Annotated in this window: 18 protein-coding genes and 1 riboswitch; of the genes, 6 read left to right on the top strand and 12 right to left on the bottom strand. The window is 44.7% G+C overall.

Annotated features, from left to right (window positions below; translation table 11 throughout):
- Positions 1–122: 122 nt before the first annotated feature.
- The 5 genes from HUG15_RS11380 to HUG15_RS11360 all read right to left on the bottom strand — a co-directional run bounded on the left by HUG15_RS11380 (position 123) and on the right by HUG15_RS11360 (position 5,963).
- Positions 123–329 (bottom strand): DUF6501 family protein, encoded by a 207-nt coding sequence (locus HUG15_RS11380; protein WP_200128725.1) that lies wholly within the window; start codon positions 327–329, stop codon positions 123–125.
- 28 nt (positions 330–357) lie between these two features.
- Positions 358–846: a hypothetical protein gene (locus tag HUG15_RS11375; protein ID WP_200128724.1), complete on the bottom strand. Its 489-nt coding sequence runs from the start codon at positions 844–846 to the stop codon at positions 358–360.
- A 192-nt stretch (positions 847–1,038) separates the two neighbouring features.
- A complete protein-coding gene (locus HUG15_RS11370; protein ID WP_200128723.1) occupies positions 1,039–1,455 on the bottom strand; it encodes a hypothetical protein in 417 nt (138 codons plus the stop codon).
- A gap of 358 nt (positions 1,456–1,813) precedes the next feature.
- A complete protein-coding gene (gene odhB / locus HUG15_RS11365; protein WP_200128722.1) occupies positions 1,814–3,127 on the bottom strand; it encodes a 2-oxoglutarate dehydrogenase complex dihydrolipoyllysine-residue succinyltransferase in 1,314 nt (437 codons plus the stop codon).
- A 1-nt stretch (position 3,128) separates the two neighbouring features.
- Positions 3,129–5,963, bottom strand: coding sequence for a 2-oxoglutarate dehydrogenase E1 component (locus HUG15_RS11360; protein WP_200128721.1), 2,835 nt, complete (start codon positions 5,961–5,963; stop codon positions 3,129–3,131).
- Positions 5,964–6,416: 453 nt separating this feature from the next.
- Between HUG15_RS11360 and HUG15_RS11355 the strand changes: the two genes are divergently transcribed.
- Both HUG15_RS11355 and HUG15_RS11350 read left to right on the top strand, forming a co-directional pair.
- A complete protein-coding gene (locus tag HUG15_RS11355; RefSeq protein ID WP_200128720.1) occupies positions 6,417–7,217 on the top strand; it encodes an HAD family hydrolase in 801 nt (266 codons plus the stop codon).
- 60 nt (positions 7,218–7,277) lie between these two features.
- Positions 7,278–8,585 carry a YjiH family protein gene (locus HUG15_RS11350; protein WP_200128719.1) on the top strand — a complete coding sequence of 436 codons (1,308 nt, stop codon included), beginning with the start codon at positions 7,278–7,280 and terminating at the stop codon, positions 8,583–8,585.
- A 237-nt stretch (positions 8,586–8,822) separates the two neighbouring features.
- Here HUG15_RS11350 and HUG15_RS11345 read toward each other — a convergent pair whose 3' ends face one another.
- The 4 genes from HUG15_RS11345 to HUG15_RS11330 all read right to left on the bottom strand — a co-directional run bounded on the left by HUG15_RS11345 (position 8,823) and on the right by HUG15_RS11330 (position 11,779).
- Positions 8,823–9,470, bottom strand: coding sequence for a hypothetical protein (locus HUG15_RS11345; RefSeq protein WP_200128718.1), 648 nt, complete (start codon positions 9,468–9,470; stop codon positions 8,823–8,825).
- A gap of 208 nt (positions 9,471–9,678) precedes the next feature.
- Entirely contained in the window at positions 9,679–10,884 is a 1,206-nt protein-coding gene (locus HUG15_RS11340) for an alpha/beta hydrolase (protein WP_200128717.1), read from the bottom strand.
- A gap of 219 nt (positions 10,885–11,103) precedes the next feature.
- Positions 11,104–11,493: a type II toxin-antitoxin system PemK/MazF family toxin gene (locus HUG15_RS11335; protein WP_246516598.1), complete on the bottom strand. Its 390-nt coding sequence runs from the start codon at positions 11,491–11,493 to the stop codon at positions 11,104–11,106.
- Between the two features lies 1 nt (position 11,494).
- Positions 11,495–11,779 (bottom strand): hypothetical protein, encoded by a 285-nt coding sequence (locus tag HUG15_RS11330; protein ID WP_200128715.1) that lies wholly within the window; start codon positions 11,777–11,779, stop codon positions 11,495–11,497.
- Positions 11,780–11,984: 205 nt separating this feature from the next.
- On the opposite strand from HUG15_RS11330, the gene HUG15_RS11325 reads away from it, so the two are divergent.
- Positions 11,985–12,536: a hypothetical protein gene (locus HUG15_RS11325; RefSeq protein ID WP_211202378.1), complete on the top strand. Its 552-nt coding sequence runs from the start codon at positions 11,985–11,987 to the stop codon at positions 12,534–12,536.
- Positions 12,537–12,580: 44 nt separating this feature from the next.
- Here HUG15_RS11325 and lgt read toward each other — a convergent pair whose 3' ends face one another.
- Entirely contained in the window at positions 12,581–13,414 is an 834-nt protein-coding gene (gene lgt, locus HUG15_RS11320) for a prolipoprotein diacylglyceryl transferase (protein ID WP_200128713.1), read from the bottom strand.
- 149 nt (positions 13,415–13,563) lie between these two features.
- Positions 13,564–14,655 (bottom strand): class II aldolase/adducin family protein, encoded by a 1,092-nt coding sequence (locus HUG15_RS11315; protein ID WP_200128712.1) that lies wholly within the window; start codon positions 14,653–14,655, stop codon positions 13,564–13,566.
- A gap of 231 nt (positions 14,656–14,886) precedes the next feature.
- Here HUG15_RS11315 and HUG15_RS11310 point away from each other — a divergent pair, with 231 nt between their 5' ends.
- Together HUG15_RS11310 and HUG15_RS11305 are read left to right on the top strand one after the other, a co-directional pair.
- Positions 14,887–15,519 (top strand): lysophospholipid acyltransferase family protein, encoded by a 633-nt coding sequence (locus tag HUG15_RS11310; protein ID WP_200128711.1) that lies wholly within the window; start codon positions 14,887–14,889, stop codon positions 15,517–15,519.
- Positions 15,520–15,543: 24 nt separating this feature from the next.
- Entirely contained in the window at positions 15,544–16,470 is a 927-nt protein-coding gene (locus HUG15_RS11305) for a diacylglycerol/lipid kinase family protein (RefSeq protein WP_200128710.1), read from the top strand.
- 234 nt (positions 16,471–16,704) lie between these two features.
- Here HUG15_RS11305 and HUG15_RS11300 read toward each other — a convergent pair whose 3' ends face one another.
- On the bottom strand, positions 16,705–17,373 hold the full coding sequence (locus HUG15_RS11300) for a YhcN/YlaJ family sporulation lipoprotein (RefSeq protein WP_200128709.1): 669 nt from the start codon (positions 17,371–17,373) through the stop codon (positions 16,705–16,707).
- 172 nt (positions 17,374–17,545) lie between these two features.
- A riboswitch (Lysine riboswitch) is annotated at positions 17,546–17,728 on the top strand.
- A 186-nt stretch (positions 17,729–17,914) separates the two neighbouring features.
- Here HUG15_RS11300 and dapA point away from each other — a divergent pair.
- A complete protein-coding gene (gene dapA / locus HUG15_RS11295) occupies positions 17,915–18,802 on the top strand; it encodes a 4-hydroxy-tetrahydrodipicolinate synthase (RefSeq protein WP_200128708.1) in 888 nt (295 codons plus the stop codon).
- The last annotated feature ends 94 nt before the right edge of the window (positions 18,803–18,896 follow it).

Here is an 18,896-nt window from a genome sequence, read left to right as displayed (position 1 = left end):
TATGTTTTCGTTATCATAACACAATCGAGAAAAAGATGCCAATGAAAAGCTAAAACGGCCGCCGAAGCAGCCGTTTGATAATGTAAGAAAGTCTGTAACATCCGCCATTTTTGGCGAAAAGTTTAGGCTTTCTCTCGAAAATAATCTTTTTTAAATCCCCCGATAATCCCGGTGTTATCAATGATGAAATAGAATTCATCGGTTTCATTTTGCACATCGTATGTTTTCCCGGGGGTCAGCACCCGGTCCACTTTGTATTTTTCCGCGTTTGCATGGACACACGTAATTGTTTTTATCGGGGCCCGGTTTTGCCACTGCAAATGTTGCATGAAACGCCTCTCCCATCATCTGTCGTCGTTACTCATAATGAAAGCTAAGTTCAGGTAAGTGATCCAAAATAAACTGCGCTTTCATAGGGTCTGCTTTTAAGTTGAATCGTTTGTAATACGTCAACACTTTATCGAAATGATGCGCCATTTTTTCATTGTCCTGAAAAATTCGTTCGAAGGCTTCATCGGCCAACATGAACGCGGCAACAAAATCGCTGAACGGAATGACGTAAACGTTCGTTTCGCTTTGTAAAGACGTACATTGGGACATTTCCCGCGCTTGTTCCCGGAAGAAAGAGGCAAGCTCCTCCATGTAAATGCGGTGCGAATCGGAAACACGGGTAGCTTTGTTTTCATAGAGGTCGGTTAATTCCCGAAAGAAAGAAATAAAAAACGGAACATCTTCACGTTTAATCGTTAAATCGAACCCATCTTCTTTTATTTTTGACCATGTAATCGGTTCAATGGAATGGTTTAGTGAACGAAGATAATAATAGTGCTTAGGAGCTTTGCTCATGGTGATCCCTCCAGGCGTTGTTCGCGTCAATCACGCGCAACGTTTTTTCCCTTTAATTGATAGTAATTATCATTATTATATCATGTGTATCCTGAGAAAAAAACCCGGAAGGCAGCGAATGAAAAAACAACCGGTACCCGGACCGGTTGTTTTATGGGAGAGGGCGCCCTCTCCCAACTCATGGGACGTTCATTATAGACAATTTAATCGTCGAATGTCACCGATCATATCAACGAGCGCGGAATCGTTGAACTTAGTATTGCTCAGTTCTTCTTCACACAAGAATATGTGCAACGTGTCCCGGTCCGATTTGTTTTCCAAAAATACACCGCTGGTATCCGTCATTTCTTTTCCGGGAATAATATCCAATCCCAGTTTTTCGGCCACCGCTTCAATTTCAAAATGACCGCTCGGTAAATCAACGCTGATCGTGAGACGCTCCGGTGTGTTTTCGGAAATCAGTCCCCATCTTGTTCCCTTCCAGGAACGACAACCCGTTCGACTATTCAGCACAAATCCTTGATGTTGATTCGGAGAAAGCTGAGTGTTAGACCAGCCTCGCATTTGAATAGCCGCACATAGTTCACGCGCTTTTGATTGTACACGCATGTCAATCCCTCCTCAAAAAATTAGGCGTTTGCCATTGACGTGTGCACCGTATGGATGCGACTAAAATGTGAGACTTTAGAAAAGAACACCTACAATTCATATCGCTTGGCGGGATGTATTGCAGGTAGCAATATAATATCATAATTCTTGATTTTTGCAAGCCCATTTTTTAAGATTTTTCATATTTGCAACGATAAAGGGGGAAATGAGTGCTTTTTCCCTTTAGAAAAACTTGGCTTCCACCAAGTCTTTATAGTGGAAGCCTTAGTTTATCTTATACTTTAGTCCTTTAACAAAGTTAAACATTCTTAATGTGAAAAAAAAACGCCCCCGCAAGGGCGTTTTTCGATCCGATCGACTATCCTTCCAACAATAGATTTTCCGGCTCTTCAAGCAACTGTTTTAATGTGACGAGAAAGCTTACGGCTTCTTTTCCATCGACGATTCGGTGGTCATACGATAGAGCGGTATACATCATCGGTCTGTTTTCCATTCGTTCTTTATCAATGGCAACCGGACGCCATTGAATGGTATGCATGCCGAGGATCCCGACTTGCGGTGTGTTCAAGATTGGAGTGGACAATAAGGAGCCGAAGACACCGCCGTTCGTGATGGTGAAGGTCCCTCCTTGTAAATCATCCAAGCCTAATTTATTATCCCGGGCTTTCTTCGAGAGTCTGCCAACCTCTTCTTCGATGCCGGCAAAGCTTAAGCGGTCGGCATCGCGCACAACGGGTACGACGAGACCGTTATCGGTGGAAACAGCCATGCCGATATCGTAGAAATTCTTTTTGATAATGTCTTTGCCCTGGATTTCCGCATTCAGGAGCGGATATTGCTTAAGCGCACCGATAACACCTTTCGTAAAGAAAGACATCATACCCAGTTTTGTGCCATCGTGTTTCTCCTGGAAAGATTCTTTTTTTCGTTTTCTTAAATCCATGATGGCAGACATATCCACTTCATTGAATGTCGTGAGCATAGCGGTGGACTGTTGGACGTCTACGAGACGATTGGCAATCGTTTGCCGGCGTCTTGACATGCGTTCGCGTTCCACCGGTTTTCCGCCGAACTCATCGCTTTCTTCATCGTTTTCAGAAGCGCTTTTTTGTGTGGACGTTTGTTTTTGTGCCGCTTTATTTGATTCATATGATTCAACATCTTCTTTTCGCACTCGACCCAGCGGATCCCGAACCGGGATATCGTCAAGGTTAATGCCTTTTTCCCGTGCAAGTTTGCGGGCAGCGGGAGAGGCAACAACATGCTCGGATGACGCATCTTCCGCAGTCTCGGAACTTTCTTGCTGCGAAGCGGTTTCGGTTTTCGCTTCTTTGTTGTCGCCTTCCCTTTTATCCGCTTGCGTTTCTTCTTTCTCGCCTTTGGAATCCTCTTCTTTTGTTTCGGATTCTCCGGATGTTCCGCTACTTCCTTCCGTAGCGTTTTCATCCAGGGTGGCAACGACGTCTCCGACGGAGACGTCTGCTCCTTCTTCGCTAATGATTTCTTGTAGGACTCCTGATTGTTCTGCGTTCAATTCTACGTTTACTTTATCGGTTTCCAGCTCGGCAACCGCTTCTCCCTTTTCGACAAAATCGCCCGGTTTTTTCAACCATTCGGCAATCGTTCCTTCTGTGATCGATTCCGCAAGCTCTGGTACTTTTATTTCTGCCATTCTAGTTTCTCCCTTCTTTAAGGCCTAACGCTTTGTCGATAATTCTTTGCTGTTCATGTTTGTGGACATTAGGGTCACCTTCAGATGGGCTGGAACGGCGTCTGCGGCCGATATATTCGATGTCAAGTTTCTCGGGCAACGTTTCACGAAGATAAGGTTCGATGTAGCCCCAGGCTCCCATGTTTTTTGGTTCTTCTTGTACCCATTTTGCCCGTTTCACATTTTTATATTTGGACAGAACCGCTTGAATGTCTTCTTTCGGGTAAGGATACAATTCTTCGATTCTTACGATATGCAAATGGTCTACATTGACATTTTCGTCGATGCTTTCATGGAGATCAATGGAAATTTTGCCACTGCAAAAGATTAACGTTTCCACGTCGTCATCATTGTTCTCGGCGGTTTTCGGATCTTCGATAACGGCTGAAAATGTCCCATCCGTAAATGCTTCGTTCGTGTCGGCAATCGTTTGGTTTCTAAGGAGGCTCTTCGGTGTCATCAATACCAGCGGCCTTACTTCATCCATGTTCAAAGAAGCAGCTTGCCGACGCAACAAATGGAAATACTGCGACGTGTTGGTGGCATTGACGACGTTCCAGTTATTTTCGGCGGCCAGAGATAAGAAGCGTTCCAAACGAGCGCTGGAATGCTCGGGTCCCGCGCCTTCATGGCCATGTGGCAATAACAGCACAATGCCTGACTTTTGGCCCCACTTTGCTCTTCCGGCAGATATGAACTGGTCATAGATAACCTGGGCGGCGTTGTTGAAATCCCCGTATTGCGCTTCCCAAAGCACTAAAGTGTCCGGGGCTTGCACGTTGTATCCATACTCAAACCCTACGACTGCAGCCTCCGACAAAGGACTATTATGAAGGGCGAAGGATGCTTTAGCCGTCGATAATGTATGCATAGGCGAATGGTTATCCCCGGTCTCTGCATCGTGAAGGATGAGATGGCGATGGTTAAATGTTCCCCGTTCCGAATCCTGACCGGTCATTCGGATCGGTGTGCCATCGGAAATAATGGATGCGAAAGCCAGGGCTTCTGCGTGCCCCCAGTCAATTTTCCCCTCGGTAAAAGCTGTTTCCCTTCGATTAAGAATGCGTTTTAACTTGGGAAAGACCGTGAATCCTTCCGGAAATTGCAGCAATTCTTCGTTGATTTGTTTAAGTGTCTCGTAATCAACGGTGGTGTCAATGTCGGGCAAGCCTTTTTCAATGACTTCCGGGGGTTCTGCTTTTCCGGGAGTTGCGCTTCGTCCGGAAACCTTTTCATATTCTTTTTCCAACTTTTCCTGGGCTTCCTCTTGCATGGCTTTTGGTTGATCCTCTTCGACGATCCCTTCTTGTTGAAGCTTATCGGCGTAGATGGCCCTTGCCGTTTCGTGGGAACGAATCGTATCGTACAGTTGGGGCTGTGTAGCCGCCGGCTCATCCATCTCATTATGGCCGTAACGACGATAACCGACTAAATCAATTAAAAAATCTTTATGGAAACGGCTGCGGTACTCGCAAGCCAAATGGACGGCTGCTATGCACGCATCCGGATCATCGGCGTTCACATGGATAATGGGGATCTCAAATCCTTTAGCCAAGTCACTTGAGTAAGTTGTTGATCTGGAATCGTGGCTTTCAGTCGTGAAACCTAGTAAATTATTCGCGATGATATGGAGTGTCCCTCCGGTTTGATATCCCTTCAACCGGCTTAAATTCAACGTTTCAGCCACGATGCCTTCGCCGGGGAATGCTGCATCTCCATGCACAAGAATGGCGCCTGCTTTGTTTAGTTCAACATCCGGAAAACCGGTTTTATCGCGATCTTCCTGAGCAGCGCGTGCATATCCGGCAACAACAGGATTGACAAATTCCAGGTGGCTGGGGTTGTTGGCTACGCTCACCGTTGTATGGGTAGATGCTTGATTAAATTTTCTATTTGCGCCTAAGTGATACTTCACATCACCGGTCCATCCATAATTTAACGTGGACGCACCTTCGGAAGGAGAGACTTCTCTGTTGGGCGCATTCATAAATTCGGAAAAAATCAGGCTATATGGCTTTCCGAGCACATGTGCCAGCGTGCTTAAGCGGCCGCGGTGCGCCATTCCGAGCATGACGTGTTTCGCGCCCTCTTGCGTAAAATGCTGGACCATCTCTTCAAGCATGGGAACCATGGAATCAAGACCCTCAACGGAAAAGCGTTTTTGCCCGACAAAATTTTTATGCAAAAACTGTTCAAATTTCTCCGTGGCCGTTAAACGTTCAAGCAGGTTCCGTCGTTTTTCGTTCGATAAGTCTTCATAAATATCTCCCGACTCGACCATACGGTTCAACCAGTGTCGTTCTTCCAAGTCGTATACATGATCGAATTCAAAAGCGATGGTCTTTGTATACATCTGTTTTAAATGTAGAATAGCTTCATATCCATCTTCTACATAGCTTGGGGCATCTTTGCACAGCATATCGGCAGGCATGGATCTCAGATCTTCTTCATCTAAACCATGTTCCTCGGGCTGTAAAAGAGGAGACTCCTCTCCAGGAGTTTCAAGGGGGTGCATGTCTGCCAAAATATGGCCGAAGGTACGGATATTATCCGCCAATTTGATGGCTTTTCCTATTTTATGCATTGCAGAAGCGGATACTTCCGTCGATGCAGCCGTTGCATGTCCATTTAATGGTTCCACGGATGGTGCTCCGTAGGTTTGAAACCATTCTTTTAAGTCTGAATCTACTTCGTCTGACTCATTCTTATATTTCTCATACATATCCATCACGTAACCTAAGTTAGGCCCGTGAAATGTTTCCCAAGTCTTATCCGCCTTGGAAACGTTTCTGTCCATCTGCTACTACCTCCAACTACACTTGTTTGCTTCTCAAGGATTGACGGTCTTTTTTTTTAAGGTGCGTTTTAAGGTAACCGGACTCCGGCATCATCACTCTCCCGTTGCACTTGTCTTTTAGTGCATGAAAAATTGGGGAGCACCACATCTTTATACGACAAATTTTCCCAAAACACGCTTCCCATTTTCATGCAAATCATAAAGTCATCATGTGTTCACAAATTTATTTTAACATGCCCTCTAGAAGGATACAAAAGAAAGGCCACTATTCTTGGCAAAAGTCCAGGATTTTTTCGTTTCTCCAATATCCGACAGCAACAATTCCATTATCAGGAAAAGAATTCTCAACAATTGCTATTGGTATTGTTTGCCTATATGCTACAATAAGATGGAATCTCCCGGGGGAGATTTCACTCACATCATTAGACTTAAAATTGGAAAGGGTGGATTTACATGATCCATACACTTCTTTTTGATTTGGATGACACATTACTATGGGATAAAAAAAGCATTTCCGAAGCTTTGCTGGCGACATGCAATGAAGCTTGGCGGCAAGCGGGCGTTGAAAGTAACGGATTGATGGAAGCCGTGCGGGAAGTGGCACCTTCCCTTTACGAAAAGCAATCGTTTTATCCGTTAACAACCGCTCTCGGCATTAATCCGTTTGAAGGGTTATGGGGAACGTTTGATGACATCCACGACGTTCGGCTTCGGGAGATGGGGACAAACATCCGCATGTATCAATTTGAGGTTTGGACGGAAGCATTGAAAAAAGTTGGCATTGAAGATTTTTCGTTGGCGAGGGAGCTGTCCGGACGTTTCATTGAATATCGAGAAACTCTTCCCTATGTATACGAAGAAACATTTGAAGTGTTGACAAAAATGAACGTTCCTTACCAACTTGCACTCATAACCAATGGCGCGCCCAGTTTACAACTGAAAAAGTTGCAAATGACAAAAGCGCTTATTCCTCACTTTGACCGAATCGTCATCTCCGGCACGTTCGGAGTGGGAAAACCTGATCCGTCCATTTTTGACCATGCTCTCACGCAACTTGGCGCCGACCGGAATCAAACCGTCATGATCGGGGATAATTTGCATACGGACATTGTTGGCGGCAATCGCTCCGAAATCAAAACCATTTGGGTGAACCGCGAGGGTGTCGAACCCGATACTACGATTGTGCCGGACGTTGAGATCGCTACCTTGCGAGAGCTTGAAGGAGCACTGGGTAAGCTCAACGGATTCGATTAAAATATGCTTTTCTGATTTGGAAGTGATTGATTGTCTGAGAAACAGTTTAACAGTGCACACATGCTAAAATTTCTTCTCCCCTCCATCATCGGTATCATTATATTTATTACACCGATCACCGTAGATGGGGAGCTCACCATCCCAATCGCTTGGTTGGCCGAAACACTTGACGGATGGATTTCACCGATTTTGGGGGAGACGATCGTGGCCATTACCGGCGTATCGGTGATTGGAACCGGCATCTATCGTTATCTCTATCCGCAATGGATGCGCCGTTCATTTTTTGATTCCCTTTTTTCAGTTACGCCCGTATGGTTCATCATCCGAATCATCGGGTTTATATTCGCGGTTGCCATTCTCTTTGAGTGGGGACCGGAATGGTTTTGGGGAGATGCAACGGGCGGAGAAATCCTCGCTTTGGCTTCCTTCTTGCTGACCGTCTTCCTTTTTGCCGGCGTCTTTTTGCCGCTGTTAATGAACTTTGGCCTGCTGGAATTTGCAGGAGCATTGTTGCATGTCATTATGCGACCGCTGTTTACGATGCCCGGCCGTTCTTCCATCGACAGTTTGGCTTCATGGCTCGGGGACGCTGCCATAGGCGTATTATTAACGAACCAGCAGTATGAACAAGGGTTTTATACAAAACGGGAAGCAGCCGTGTTGGGAACAACCTTTAATATCGTGTCCATTACGTTTACCATCGTCGTTCTGGGATACCTCGAGCTGAGCCATATGTTCGTTCCTTATTACATCACGATTATCATCGCCGGTTTCGCCGCGGCGATCATCATGCCGCGCATCCCACCGCTTTCAAGAAAAAGCGAAGAGCACTACCCGGGCGCGGAACCAAAAACAAAAAACGAAAATCCCGGTCAGACGGCGCTCACCCGAGCGTGGGGCGGGGCGCTCGGACGTGCACGTCACGCGAGTGCACAAGAAGCGGGACGAAACGGAATAAGGAATGTCTTGGAGATGTGGCTTGCCGTTATTCCCATTGTTTTAACGCTTGGAACATTTATGATCGTCATTGCCGAACACACACCGGTCTTTCAATGGTTGGGCCTTCCATTCATCCCGCTTCTGGAACTTATGCAAGTGCCCGAAGCGCAAGCGGCATCGGAGACGATTTTGATCGGATTCGCGGATATGTTGCTCCCCGCTATAATCGCTGCGGATATCCAAAGTGAAATGACGCGTTTCATTATCGGCTGTCTCTCCATCACCCAGTTAATTTATATGTCGGAAGTCGGCGGGATGATTCTCGGCTCAAAAATTCCGATTACCTTTTGGGAACTGGTTATGATTTTCTTGTTGAGAACCATCATTACTTTGCCGATCATCGTTTTATGCGCTCATATTATTTTTTAAGGGAGGAGCGAAATGGATCAAACCTTTCGTTTTTCTCACGAATTACGGGTACGATACTCGGAAATTGATGGACAAGGCATTGTGTTTAATGCCCACTACAGAACTTAGAGCGAGAAAGCCCACTTCTTTAGATGTGGGATGAGGCTAAATCCGCCCCTATACCAAACTAGGCTCGGTCGCTCATTAAGCAATACGAAAGGTATTAAAAAAGACTCCCCATTTTTCCGGGGAGCCTTTTTAGTTAACATTATTTTCCATTCGTTTTTCAAACTTGTGAATTTGCAGGTCTTCATGATTTTTTTCATATTGTTTCAGTTGGCGCTTGAGTTTATTTTGACTCGTCGTTACCGGCACCAAGCGTTTGCTGATCAAATTTTGCCGCAAGTATTCCAAATGATCAATGTGATAATAATTTGTTTCATTAACGAGATGCAAATAACGATCGAACACATCTATAAGGGAGTCCCCCCGTAATGTTAACAAGCCATATCGCTTTTGCATATGCTGAAAGCTTATAATCGCCAAATGATTTAAAAGCACATGAGCGAACAATGCTTCATGGCCCTTTAAATCGAACCCTTGTTTCCGCAAATACTTAATAAAGACAAAAAGATCTTTATGATAAAAAAGCGCGTGATCGCGGCCATTCTTTTTGAAAAAGAGCTTTGAAGGCACCCGGTTCTGACCGACTGTCTGTAAAAATTGATGGAGCTGCCGTTCCATTTCCGGCCGCAATAAAAAAATCGGCATCGTCATATTAATAAATCGGGGCATCTCCCTCTCAAGAGTTGCAAGATTTTCATTTTCCCGTATTCGTTCATGGACATTTAACCTACGACGCCGTTCGGCAAATGTCTGTAGTCGTTGTTTTTGTCCCGCCAACATTAGGGACCCCCCTTTTCATCGTGATTGTTTCTCCATGTTAGGCAATCCTTTAGTAGTTTAGCACAGTCATAATGAAAATAAAACAGAGAATATAAAAGGATATGGACATAAATTGGACAAAATAAAGGTACAGACTATCTGATGATTATATATAACCAAAAATCAATCCTGAACCACTCATATGTGATTCAGGATAAGTTTCTTTTCATCATTCATCTTCGGAATCAGCCAATAACGAGGTTTCCACCCATTGATTGAACTGGCGTTGGACGTGTAACCCAAGAAGGTACACGGCCCCCATATGGGCTTCTGTTTCCTCTCTTAGTCTTTCAAAACCTGATGGCTGTTCCCTTTCCACGATTCGGAATCCCGCCCCGGCCACTTGTTTGTCATTTAAGGTACGGTCAAGAAATGCCAAGCTGTCATCCAACGCGTGGCGGCCGGTGGCCAGCACCTCATAAAAGGATAAAAACCCATGCATAACACCTTCGTATCGAATGGCTTCCACGGGCACTTCTTCTTCATGGAGTTTATTGGCGTATAGTTCACCTTCATCTCTGAGCGGGTCAAATTCAGCTGTTGCAATAAAAGCGGGTGGGAGCCCACCGACCACTCCTTCGTCAAGGGGGGACACGTATGGATTTTCCCACATTTCTTCCCCGGGTGTATAAGTGTCTCGCGCTTTTTCCATCACCGATCTTGAAAGCAAATAATTGCCGCTTGCATATTTATCACGGGTTTCCAAAGGTCGGTCATGAAACGTCGTTAAAGGATAATAGAGAAGCTGGGCTGTCAATTCGGGCCCTCCTTCATTACGTGCTTTCATCGCTGTGACAGTGGCAAGATTTCCGCCGGCACTATCCCCGGCTACAATCATTTTATCTTTTGAACCGCCAAGCGCTTCAGCCTGTTCATACGCCCATAAAAGCGCATCATAGGAATCATCGACGGCTTTCGGAAAAATATGCTCCGGTGCCAGGCGGTACCCAACGCTGATCACAATGGCATTTGAACGATAAGCGAGGGCACGAACGATATTATCATGCGTATGGATATCCCCATATCCCTCCATAAAAGCGCCACCATGGTAGTAAACGATGATGGGGGCATCTTCAGCATCCGCGGGCCGGTGCATGCGCCCTGGCAATACAGCACCGTCGCTCACGGGGATTTCTAAAGATTCGTGATCGAATGCTGTCCCTCCGGATGCATTGTTTCCGGTTAAAAACGATGGCGGAGTCAGTTGTTCATCGGGGACAACCAATTGATTGTTAATGGCATGAAGAATCACTGCTGTTTTCGATGGCAGATCCCCCTCTGATGTTGTTGCCCACCCACTCACGAAGCTTGATAAGATAATGCAAAATCCAACGGCAATCTTGAACGATGCGGAAAATATCTTTCTTTTTATCATAGCTTGCAGCGTTCTCCGCCATTCCCCCCTCTCTCTTTTAGTTATTGTACCATATTTACGTTAAATTTGTGCGATTTTATTTCATTTTTTCACACAATATCACATATTATTTTGAAATGACGGTGCTTTTGGTTAGGTTATCCAACGTTGGAAATGTTATGCATATAAAAACGCCAGCCCGGGGGGAGAGCTGGCGTTTTCCTAATTATGTACGGATGGTTATAAATCACTAAGGCCGATGCTGATTTCCAATGCGTGTTTAACCTTTTTCATCATCTCGTCGTCTAAATGCGTAATTTTATCCGTAAGACGTTGTTTATCAATCGTGCGGATTTGTTCCAGAAGCACGACACTGTCGCGATCAAATCGATGCGTTTCAGCGTCGATTTCTACGTGTGTCGGCAATTTCGCCTTTTTAATTTGTGCGGTAATCGCCGCTACAATGACGGTGGGGCTAAAGCGGTTACCAATATCGTTTTGAATAATAAGGACCGGCCGAACACCGCCTTGTTCCGACCCGACAACCGGAGATAAATCTGCAAAGAAAACATCTCCTCGCTTAACGCTTTTCTTTGCAGTTGGATGTTGAGACTGATTCGAATTATTCACGTCATCCATTCACCTCCTTGTTATATTGGATTGGCTCCTTGTTGGTTTCTGATTTGTGGAGCGCTTCCGATTCCGCGTAAGCGAAGCTTTCTGCGATCGACAGATTTAATTCTGCCATCTCAATATACCCTTCCTTTAAGTCAGCGCGGAGGTGTTCCTTTCTTCTTCGCTCAATATAGCGTTGAACCAACTGATGGAAAAATTGGTTCTGTTCGTTTTCGGATAAGTGCTTGATTTCACTGAATAGTTCATCTGTAAGTGGTACGGAAATTTTTTCTGACTGCATGGTGTCCCTGCGCCCCCCAGACGTGTATTCCACACCATTATAAGCGAAAATCAAATTGGATTAAAGATATTTTGCGATAAGTTTCCTTAAAAAATGATTTCCCTCATCAATCAGGGTGACCCCATCCGGATTCTTTCATGCATAGATGCTTTCATTTGACCCCATACTAAATGATGAGGATTCAACAGGAAAGGGGATGAAAAATATGCGTTTAATGAAAGGATCATTTGTCATCCTTTTGCTCATGCTTGCGATTTCGGGTTGCGGAAGTGAGAATGCGGATGATCTGGACGATGATCTTGCCAGGATGGAATATGTGACAAACGACGGCAATGAACCTAACGACTTGTATCGAAGAGATTTGCATAACGCGACGAGCAATTATGACGAAATAAAAGAATATAGTGATCATTACAGTGCTTTTTTAACAACTTTCCATGAGGAACTTCTCGGCCTTTATACGTATGTTGATGAGCTTGATGAATCTGAAACACAAGCGACCGTCGGACGTTTATCCGGTTTGGTAGACGAAATTACGGAAAAGCCAACACCACCCGAGTTTTATGATCTAAGGGATGTTACATTAGGTTCCCTGTTGGAAATGAACGCCATCGACAAAAACATTAGTGAATGTGCGGATGGCAACGAAGAAGCCTGTGATCTCACCCGCAGTTACACAGAAAACCTCACGGAATATTTACGGACGATGGAGTATACGCATCAAGCGAAAGTAGATGATTTTGGGGTCGTGTCTTGATGCCCCCCTTTTTCGGCCACCTCAGGTTGTGGCCGAATCTTTAATTATGAACGTTTTACGGCGCTTGCCACCCCGCTTCCATCATCTAGATAACGAACGTCGGCATGCCCTTTTTTCCGGCGATAAATGATTAGAACCACTGCAAATACGATAAGAGACAAAGAAGCGACTTGAGCCATCTGTAAATGCTCCGTAAGCATTAAACTGTCCGTTCTTAAAGCTTCAATAAAGAAACGTCCGATCGAGTAATAAAGAAGATAGGTTAAAAACAGTTCCCCTCTACGTAAATTTACCCGCCGCAACAACATCAACCCGATAAATCCCGCGAAATTCCACAAGGATTCATACAAAAACGTCGGGTGATAATAAGCGCCATTTATGTACATTTGATTAATGATAAAATCAGGTAACGATAGCCCTTCCAGAAATGCCCGTGAAACAGGGCCGCCATGGGCTTCCTGGTTGATGAAGTTCCCCCAGCGACCGATCGCCTGCGCTAAAATCAAACTGGGCGCCATAATGTCTGCAAGTTGCCAGAAGGAATGCCTATGGACATACGCAAAAACAATCAGGGTTAGCACAGCCCCGATTAGTACCCCATGCATGGCCAGTCCGCCTTCCCAAACTGCGAATACCCTTAAAGGATTGTCTGCATAGCGTTCCCAATTGAAAAAAACATAATAGGCCCTGGCGAAAAGAACGGACACAGGGAACCCGATAAGCAGAAGATCGACAAAAGTGTCTTTCGGAAGACCACGGCGTTCGCTCTCTCGAACGGCGAGATATAATCCAACGAGAGCACTGGCAACAATAATAATTCCGTACCAATGAATTTGAATCGGTCCCAATTCGAAAGCAATTGGATGAATTCCATCCATACAGTTTCTACTCCTTCATTTATTTGATTTGTTTTTGATGCATGTTGCACTGTTCCAACACTTCTTCATACTCAAATTCAAACAACCACATTAATGCTTCGATAACGACTTCGATGAGGCTTTGAAGTGTCTGTTTCATATAACCTCCCTTACGACATCGGGACTTGGGGAATGATACGGCCTTCTATACGATGAAAAATATCATCTAAATCCGTTCCTGTAATCGTCAATCCATGATTTTTAAGGCCAATCACCGCTCTGGATGGTTCAGTGGATTCACGCACCAATTCCGCCACTGTTTCTGCAAGTTGGATCGTCCCGCAAGGATAGTTAACAGGGGTCGGTTCGACGCCGTTCATCCAGGCATGGATATGTACGATCGCTCCTACATCCGGGTGTTCTTTATAAATCATCCAATGCTCAATCGCGTCTACGGAGGCTCTTTTAGGCGTTGTTTTCGGAGGGATACTGATTTTCATCGCATTTTTTTCCGAATCATACCCGGTGATATAAAGCATATCTCTTCCCACTGTTTTCATGTTTGACTTGTCAATCCCGCTCGCGCTCATCCAGAAATGATCGTTAGTTTCACGGCTGCTTAGATTTCCGTAACTCAACCCGCCAATGCCATACAATTTTTTCAAATGACGCAAGTCCCGCGAGGACAAATAGTCCTCAATCGGAAAAGGCGCGGGCAATAAATTCATGTCATCCAATTTTTTTCCGCCTAAAGCCATTTTTTCAGTCACTTCATTTCCTTCTGCCAACCCGTCAAACAAATCTTCGTAAAAATCATTATCGATGACGAGCTGTGATGAAGCTAACGGCTCCAGCCTTTCGAATATGTGTTGGAAAAAAAGGCCTGTATCCTCTCCCCTGTTGTAAGACTTGCTATAGAAACCTTGTTCGGGCGTAAGAAAATAGAGGGTTGTGTCTTCAGCATGATGGGAAATGAAAATCAAGTGATTGGCGAGGGACCGAACCAAATAAGGGTAAGCGGCTTTAAAAACATTCTCCGGCTCTTCATCGTTTTCAACTATGGAAACGACAAACGTGGACTGGGAGTTTCTACGATAATGACGGGGACTTTCGGGGTCAATGAGGTTGAAAACCAAATTGATGGCATCCACAGGTTCATTATGATAACGATAACCGGCCGCTTCAAATTCATTGATCATCCCTTCAGTCAACCATGATAAAAATGGACTTTCCGCCTTCCCGGCCACCGTGAAATTTTTCATCAATGAATCCTCCTTAATCGTTTTTAGACAGATGGACCCTCCCCTGTCGAGCGCCATACGCTCTTCATGGCGACCGAAAGCACGATCGGCTTCCATGTTCGGGCGTCATACGCTTGGAAGAAATACCTTTCCTATTTTAACCACATGGGAAGTTGGTATACGCTTTCCGGTATTTTTAAGAAGTAGTTTAGGCACAATAAGGGATGAAGTCAGTAAACGGGGTGTGGAGTCATGGTTTATTGGTTGTTGAAATCGATTGGAATAATGGTTTCGCATTGTTTGTATAAAATAAACATGATCGGGCAAGAGCGTATTCCGAAGGGATCTTTTATCATTGCCGCCAATCACCATAGCATCGTCGATCCAATTATTATATCCGGAATGTTCAAGCAGCCGATTCATTTTTTGGCCAAAAGCGAATTATTCATCCATCCGTTTGCCAATTGGTTTTTACGCCGGCTCCATGCCATTCCTATTGACCGTAAAAGCGGGATCGTCATTCGGCCGGTGCGCCATTCTTTAAAGGTCATTGAGCGCGGAGAATGGTTTGGAATATTTCCCGAAGGAAAAAGATGCAAAATAGGCGAAACGGTACGTCCCAAAAAAGGAGTGGCTTTTTTAAGCCGGAAATCTTCTGTGCCGATTTTGCCTGTCGCGATTGTTTGGGGAAATAAAACATTATGGCGAGCCCCGGTAACCATTGTGATCGGAAAACCTATCAATCCGGGTCATTTTCCAAACACAAGCAACCATGCATTGGCACAATTGGTGATGGACCAAATTAAAGACCTTGCTGATAAAGAGGGACAACGGGCCGGAAACTCTTCTGAAAATAACGAAGGAGCTCCCCGCTATGAACCGTGAGTCCTTTAGAAAGGGGCGAGTGTTTTGTATCATTTTATCGTCAATAAAGTTTCGGGAAATGGGAGAGGTTTGGCTATTTGGAAAGACGTTGAAAAAATTCTTGCTCATAAACAATTGAATTATCGGGTTTTTTTTACAAGCTATCCTTTACATGCCACGGAGATCAGCAAAGAAATTAAAAACGGGGTTATCATTGTCATTGGCGGAGATGGGACCATTCATGAAGTCATTAACGGATTGAAAACGTCAAAAAATATCCCCATGGGGATCATCGCTGCCGGCTCGGGAAATGATTTTGCCAGAGCATTGAACATTCCCATGAATACAGTAGAAGCATTCGAATCGATTTTGGCAGGAACTGAGCGAACGGTTGATATTGGACGAATCGGAGATAAAAGCTGTGCTACCGTTATCGGAATCGGTTTTGACGGAAAAGTGGCCCAAACCGTAAATGCTTCCAAAACGAAAAAATGGATGAGGTTTTTACGCTTGGGAAGAATGTCTTACATCATCAGTGTTTTTAAAGTTTTGTTCAATTATAAACCGGCCAACATATCGATAAAAATCGATGATCAAACGGAAGAAATGACCGATGTATGGCTGGTTGCCGTTGCAAATTTCCCCTATTATGCAGGTGGAATGGCCATTTGTCCGAATGCAAACGGGAACGATGGTTATTTCGAGCTCTGTGTCGTTCACGGAATGTCGAAGCTCCAATTTATCCGAACATTCCCCGGCGTATTTAAAGGAAAACATATAAGCCATCCATCCATCAAAATGCTTACGGGAAAGCAAATTGAAATTTCTTCCTCATCGGCCATGATTGTGCACGGGGACGGTGAAATTATCGGACAAACGCCGATAAAAATTAATATTGAAGAAAAGGCTTTGCGCGTGATGGGAACCTCTCCACCCAAATCAAAGATTTTGATGGAGCTTCCCTTTTCATAGACGATGGCTTTGCTTACATCTCTCCCAGGAATTTGTTTTATACTACTCGGACAGGACCTTGCCCTACAGTCGAAACAATCGATTTATACAGTTGGACACAAACCCAAGATCCAGTCCAACTTTTTTTCAATATTGATGGCCGCATTAGTCGCGGTCTAAAACAGTCCCGCACCTGTAGTCAAACTTTGAAGAGGACTTCTCGGCAAAACGTTAAAATGAAAAGGGACGCGAGTGTTAATGCGTCCAGTCGTCCCCTAATTTTTGTAATTCATACTCGACGTTCTCAAGCCAGTCATGCGCGCCAAATTCACCATTGGGATCCATCGTTTTCTCCGCCGCACGAATACGGTTCACAGCTCTACGATCCGTATGCCATACAATATCTTCTTCGCTGACGAGGGATGAGATTGCCCGTCCCAATTGTTCATCATCCACCGAGGCACCTTCGATACCTATATATAGACGGCCGTCGTGCGAAATGGCATAAACATTGGACACAGGTTCAAGCATTTCAATTTTTTCTTTAATGGTGATAAGGTCTTCTTGTTCCCCTTCGTATTGTTGATTAATCTCCTGTACTTGGTCACGAAGACTTTCAGCGTCATCATTTAAACGCGGGTGATCGTTCACTCGGCCAATTTTTACGGCGTTGGCACGGTTTTCATGCCAACCGTAATCCCGTTGGCTATCGATATTCTGCGTTCCTTCTTCTGTTAAATTTCCCGGTCCGTCATCTGGCACCAACAAATCGGAGGCGGGACCGAGATGATCATGCAAATTTATGCCAAGTTCACGTTCGGGGTTGTAATCTTGTCTGGCATGCCCGGTTTCATGTTGCGTCTGGACACAACCGCTGGTTACGAATATTGTAATCATCACCAAGACGAGGAACTTCTTTTTCATACAGACCTTCCTCCTTTCTTACCGATTAGGATAACCGATTATTTGCGTTTAAAATCCGGAAATTAATGACGGCCAAAAATTACATTTCATCCACAAAAAGTGTAAATAAACCGTTGCAGTTCCAAAAAAAATTTGATATCATACATATATAAATACATCCAGCTTCTTCTGAAGTGGGAGTAGAGGAGCAGAGACCATCAGTACGTATGCGCAGGGACTGTGGAATTCCGGTGCGTTTACGAAAAGGGGTATTTGCCGAAGCTAGGAATGACTCCACGCATTCTCGGCTGGTCTTGCATTGAACAAGTGCAGGGCTGTCATATAGCAAAATGCTATATGGAGGGCTATCTCACGCATGAAGTGCTTCTGGTTATAAGGAAGTGTTCATGCAGCAATGAGAGCGCTCATTGCTGTTTTTTATTGAACGTCCATTTTTTTCTGGATGGACGCCTACACTTTCTGACCAAATGCACATAAACTAAAATTGTGTAAAGCCCCTCATGGAAAAGACTCAAAAATATCAACACGAGGGTGGTAAAAAATGAATGTAGGACGATTGGTTACAGCGATGGTTACGCCTTTTGATGACAACGGCGAGATTGATTTTCACGACGTCACGAAGTTGATTAACCATCTTATTGCGAATGGAACGGAATCACTCGTTGTTGCAGGGACGACAGGGGAATCACCGACGTTATCCAAAGAGGAAAAATTGTCCTTATTTAAGCATACGGTAAAAGTAGTGAACGGAAGAATCCCTGTTATTGCCGGAACAGGGACGAGTGATACCCGTGCTTCGATCGCGCTTACACAAGCAGCTGAGAAGGCGGGTGTCGATGGTATTATGCTCGTTACCCCTTATTACAGCAAACCTTCCCAAGAAGGGATGTATCAACACTTTAAAACCATTGCAGCCAGCACGGATTTACCGATCATGCTATATAATGTACCCGGCCGAACCGCTGTCAGTTTAGCACCGGAGACGATCGTCCGCTTATCCAACATCGATAACATCGAAGCCGTCAAAGAAGCGAGCGGAGACACCGACGCGGCTTCCTTCATTATTGAAAATGCCCAGGACGGTTTTAAACTATACGGCGGAGACGACAGTTTAACATTGCCGCTAATGTCCGTCGGGAGTAGCGGAATTGTTTCCGTCGCTTCACATATTGTCGGAAAGGGCATGTCGCAAATGATACAGAACTTCTCGCAAGGGCATATTCAAATGGCAGCCAAACAACACCGGGAATTATTGCCCGTCATGAAAGCCATGTTCATGGCTCCAAGCCCTGCACCGGTGAAAGCAGCATTGGAAATGCATAACATTGTATCCGGCAATCTGCGTTTGCCATTGATCCGTTTAAATGATGAGGAACATCAACTTTTGTATCAAACCTTGCAACCAAAAGCTACTTTTTTCGTTAGTTAAGCTATGGATGAAAAAAAGAGCGGCCAATGAAAATGGTCGCTCTTTCTATATTGGGTAGTTAGAATTATAATCAACTTACCTTACCTACATAAGT

The sequence above is a fragment of the Salicibibacter cibarius genome, from assembly GCF_016495725.1.
Classification (GTDB): Bacteria; Bacillota; Bacilli; order Bacillales; family Marinococcaceae; genus Salicibibacter; species Salicibibacter cibarius.
Note: the sequence above shows the minus strand (reverse complement) of the source record. Positions and strands in the feature narration are given on the sequence as shown.

Excerpts from the sequence above, each read along its gene's own strand:
- HUG15_RS11380 (WP_200128725.1), bottom strand. The coding sequence starts at position 329 with ATGCAACATTTGCAGTGGCAAAACCGGGCCCCGATAAAAACAATTACG.
- HUG15_RS11375 (WP_200128724.1), bottom strand. The coding sequence starts at position 846 with ATGAGCAAAGCTCCTAAGCACTATTATTATCTTCGTTCACTAAACCAT.
- HUG15_RS11370 (WP_200128723.1), bottom strand. The coding sequence starts at position 1,455 with ATGCGTGTACAATCAAAAGCGCGTGAACTATGTGCGGCTATTCAAATG.
- odhB (WP_200128722.1), bottom strand. The coding sequence starts at position 3,127 with ATGGCAGAAATAAAAGTACCAGAGCTTGCGGAATCGATCACAGAAGGA.
- HUG15_RS11360 (WP_200128721.1), bottom strand. The coding sequence starts at position 5,963 with ATGGACAGAAACGTTTCCAAGGCGGATAAGACTTGGGAAACATTTCAC.
- HUG15_RS11355 (WP_200128720.1), top strand. The coding sequence starts at position 6,417 with ATGATCCATACACTTCTTTTTGATTTGGATGACACATTACTATGGGAT.
- HUG15_RS11350 (WP_200128719.1), top strand. The coding sequence starts at position 7,278 with ATGCTAAAATTTCTTCTCCCCTCCATCATCGGTATCATTATATTTATT.
- HUG15_RS11345 (WP_200128718.1), bottom strand. The coding sequence starts at position 9,470 with ATGTTGGCGGGACAAAAACAACGACTACAGACATTTGCCGAACGGCGT.
- HUG15_RS11340 (WP_200128717.1), bottom strand. The coding sequence starts at position 10,884 with ATGATAAAAAGAAAGATATTTTCCGCATCGTTCAAGATTGCCGTTGGA.
- HUG15_RS11330 (WP_200128715.1), bottom strand. The coding sequence starts at position 11,779 with ATGCAGTCAGAAAAAATTTCCGTACCACTTACAGATGAACTATTCAGT.
- HUG15_RS11325 (WP_211202378.1), top strand. The coding sequence starts at position 11,985 with ATGCGTTTAATGAAAGGATCATTTGTCATCCTTTTGCTCATGCTTGCG.
- lgt (WP_200128713.1), bottom strand. The coding sequence starts at position 13,414 with ATGGATGGAATTCATCCAATTGCTTTCGAATTGGGACCGATTCAAATT.
- HUG15_RS11315 (WP_200128712.1), bottom strand. The coding sequence starts at position 14,655 with ATGAAAAATTTCACGGTGGCCGGGAAGGCGGAAAGTCCATTTTTATCA.
- HUG15_RS11310 (WP_200128711.1), top strand. The coding sequence starts at position 14,887 with ATGGTTTATTGGTTGTTGAAATCGATTGGAATAATGGTTTCGCATTGT.
- HUG15_RS11300 (WP_200128709.1), bottom strand. The coding sequence starts at position 17,373 with ATGAAAAAGAAGTTCCTCGTCTTGGTGATGATTACAATATTCGTAACC.
- dapA (WP_200128708.1), top strand. The coding sequence starts at position 17,915 with ATGAATGTAGGACGATTGGTTACAGCGATGGTTACGCCTTTTGATGAC.